General features: G+C 65.6%; 5 protein-coding genes. 2 read left to right on the forward strand and 3 right to left on the reverse strand.

Annotated features, from left to right (window positions below):
* Together AC2VOU_RS14040 and AC2VOU_RS14045 are read left to right on the forward strand one after the other, a co-directional pair.
* Nucleotides 1–677 (forward strand): alpha/beta hydrolase (locus AC2VOU_RS14040; RefSeq protein ID WP_486957934.1); only part of this gene is annotated, 677 nt, incomplete at its 5' end.
* Nucleotides 678–694: 17 nt separating this feature from the next.
* Complete coding sequence (locus AC2VOU_RS14045) at nt 695–1,228, forward strand: hypothetical protein (protein WP_486957935.1); 534 nt, start codon at nt 695–697, stop codon at nt 1,226–1,228.
* Nucleotides 1,229–1,234: 6 nt separating this feature from the next.
* Here AC2VOU_RS14045 and AC2VOU_RS14050 read toward each other — a convergent pair whose 3' ends face one another.
* The 3 genes from AC2VOU_RS14050 to eccD form a co-directional block, all read right to left on the reverse strand.
* On the reverse strand, nt 1,235–1,828 hold the full coding sequence (locus AC2VOU_RS14050) for a hypothetical protein (RefSeq protein ID WP_486957936.1): 594 nt from the start codon (nt 1,826–1,828) through the stop codon (nt 1,235–1,237).
* Nucleotides 1,825–2,007: a hypothetical protein gene (locus tag AC2VOU_RS14055; protein ID WP_486939825.1), complete on the reverse strand. Its 183-nt coding sequence runs from the start codon at nt 2,005–2,007 to the stop codon at nt 1,825–1,827. Before AC2VOU_RS14055 ends, AC2VOU_RS14050 begins: the two co-directional genes overlap by 4 nt.
* A 16-nt stretch (nt 2,008–2,023) precedes the next feature.
* Nucleotides 2,024–3,118, reverse strand: a 1,095-nt coding sequence (eccD, locus tag AC2VOU_RS14060; RefSeq protein WP_486957937.1) for a type VII secretion integral membrane protein EccD, incomplete at its 5' end; no start/stop codon positions are given.

Below are 3,118 nucleotides of genomic sequence, written 5' to 3' on the forward strand. Positions count from 1 at the left end.
ATCCGTCCCGACCTACCTCGGTGGTGGCCTGGATGGGGTACGACGCGCCCGATGCCCCGTGGGATCCGCGGATCGGGACGACGGGTTTGGCGCACCAAGGCGGCCAGCTGCTGGCCTCTGATGTCAACGCGCTCAACACCACCCACGAAGGAGGCGGCGGGCACATGACGGTGCTGGGCCATTCCTACGGGTCGACGACCGTCGCCGATGCGGCCGCCGGCTACGGGATGCACGCCGACGACGTGGTCCTGGTCGGATGCCCAGGCACCGACTTGGCCCACGGCGCCGGCGACTTTCACCTCAACCCAGGTGGGCACCTCTATGTCGGCGCCGCCTCCAGCGACCCGATCACCCAAGTCGGGCAGATCCCGCAAATCCACCTGCCAGGAACTGATTTCACCGCGTCACTCGGCGACGATCCCGCGATGGACGGATACGGGTCCACGCGCTTTAAGGCCGAGGTGCCCGGACTGACATTCCCGCTCAGTGACCACAGCTACTACTACCACGCCAAGAGCGAGTCGCTGTTCAGCATGTCTGACATCGTGTCCGGGCGTGGAGACGCCCTGCAGAATGATGGGATGACCGCACGGCACCGCATCGACGTCCTTGGCGATGACGTCGATCCCGAATTGTTCCGGCCAGGCACATCCGGACACACCCACCAGCACGAGTAGAACGAGCCGAACCCGTTATGCCGAACCGGAATACACCAGACGTGCGCTCGATAGCGATCGCCATCGCCACGGCCGCGCTTCTGTCAGGATGTGGAGCACTGAGCATGATCACAGACCACGGTGTGTCGAATCCACTGACGCCCGAGCAGTCCAAAGCACAAGTCATCGACGCCGGAAAGGAAATAGTCCACGCGCTGGGACTCCAGGCGATCGAGCCGGCGTTCTGGCATGAGTCGTGTAACGACCAGGGTGACCCGCCCTTCGAGGGTAAAATGATGATCGGCTACCCAAGGGCGGCGAGCCTGCAAGCGTCGGACGCAGAAATTGCCGACATGGTGCGGCGACTGAAAGACATCGGCTGGACGAGCCCTTCCGACGACGTCCACACCCACGGCACTGCGCTCGAGAAGAACGGCGTAACCGCCATTTTCTACGGCCAGAACGTCGCAGATTCGACTCAAGGCCTCGTGATTGAGGGTCAATGCCGCGATGTGACCACCACGAAGCAAACCAAGGGCAATCCCCAGATAGTCGATCTCGCAGCGCAGTAGCAGCCGCTACAACTCGACTTCTGGTCGGGGCGTGACCGGCCGAACGGGCGCGGACGGCGCTACCGGAGCCGCGGGCGCACTCGACTGCCCGCCCGACGCGCCAGGGCCCAGGTCCGGTGTCGGCTCCAAGCGTTCGCGCGGCGGTCCGGCCGCGTGGTGCTGCGGCCCGGTTGGCTTATCCGGCTTGTCTTGGTTGTCTTTGTCGGGCTGATCAGCTGGCGGATCGCCGGGCTTTGCTTCGCTCTGATCGTGCTGGCTGCCGTGGCCCATTCCCGCCATGCCGCCCAAGCTCTGCACGCCCTGCATCACCATCTGGGGAAGCGAGCCGACCATGCCGGCCATCTGCATCGGCGCCTGCATCATCTGTCCGGCCATCTGCATCGGCATCTGCATCATCTGGCCCATCTGGCCCATGCTGCCCATGGCGGAGCCCGCGGAGCCCATGCCGCCGCCGGATTGGCCCTGGCTGCCGTTAGGTCCGAATTGCTGCTGCCCAAAACGGTTTCCCAGATCCCCGTCGGTGTCGGCGTAACGGCCGGCCGCCTTGACGATGTTGGCCGCGAACGTCTTCGCCTTGTCGGCGGCGTCGTCCAGCGTCATGGCCCGACTATCGGTTCTTCGATCTTGGCCACCTGCGCCGCGATCGCTACCGAGAGCGGATCGCTGCCCGAGACGGTGAAAGGCTCCGGCGCTTTGGGGATGTTCTCGGCGTGCTCGGCCAGTTTGCCCCCGGCCTGCGCCAGTTTTTCGTGATCCACTCTCAGCGTCTCATGTGTCATCGGTCGGCCTCCTTACTCACAGCCGGAGATTGCGGATCAAGTCGTAGACACCGGCGATCCACAACAGCAAGGGAATGACGGCTGCGATCGCAACCCCGTCGATCATCTCCAAGATGCGTTTGGTCACCGGCGACATCCGCCGCACCCCCGACGTCGCACCGATCGTCACGATCGCAATCGCCCCGGCGGCCAAATACATCGCCAGCACCACCCACGCGCTGTTGGGGTACCAGAGACTCACCCGCGCCGCCACCCCGGTCGGGATGGCGACCGCCGCCGCCAACAGCGCCCATGCGCACCACCGTTCGGCGTACAGCCGGGACCGGAATCCGCACACCGTTGCGACCAGCAGAGCAACGAGCAGACTGTGCATGAAGAAATGCCCGCGTACCACGACCGTGGCCGCACCGACTGCCAGCACCAACGTGCCCGCGGCGACGAACCCGATCAACAGTTGCCGGGCCAGGTTGCTCCGTTCGGTCAGCCGGGCCGCCGAGTCGGGTACCGACGCCATAATGGCCTGCCACGTCGCCGATTCTTCATCCGAGGTGTGGGGTGCCTCAACGGCGTCGAGGAGTTCCTCATTACCCACGGTCTCCCCCGGCGCCGGTATCGGCGGCAAGGCGATCCGCGCGACAGCGACGGTGAGTTTGGCCGCATTCGTCACGACGAACAATCCGAACATGATCGAGCCCGCGGGAACCCAGTACTGCCAACCGTATCCATAGGCGATTGCCGCAGCCGTCGACGCCGCCGCGGTGACGGCTAAAAAGGACGCAAGCTCCGCCCGCCCGCGCGGACCCCCTCGCGTGGCGAGCGTCAACAGCAGGACCGCCAGTGCTCCCCCTGCGAGCTGAGGCGCGCCCAGGGCGCCGACCCCGCGCGGCAGCGGAATCGCCAACGCGACCGCACCGGCGACCATCGAGAAGGCACCGACCAGAAGGCTTTCCGCCATATCGAGGTTGTTGTACCGGCTCCTGGCCATCGCGCTGCCCACCAGCAGTCCGATCCCAAGAACGCCCAGAGCGGGCGCACACCACAGCGGGTGCCCGGAATGCGACCACACCAGCAGCGACAACACCGTCAGCGCCAGGGCCGCGGCCGGAATAGT

The organism is Mycobacterium sp. TH-M25 (assembly GCF_057473665.1).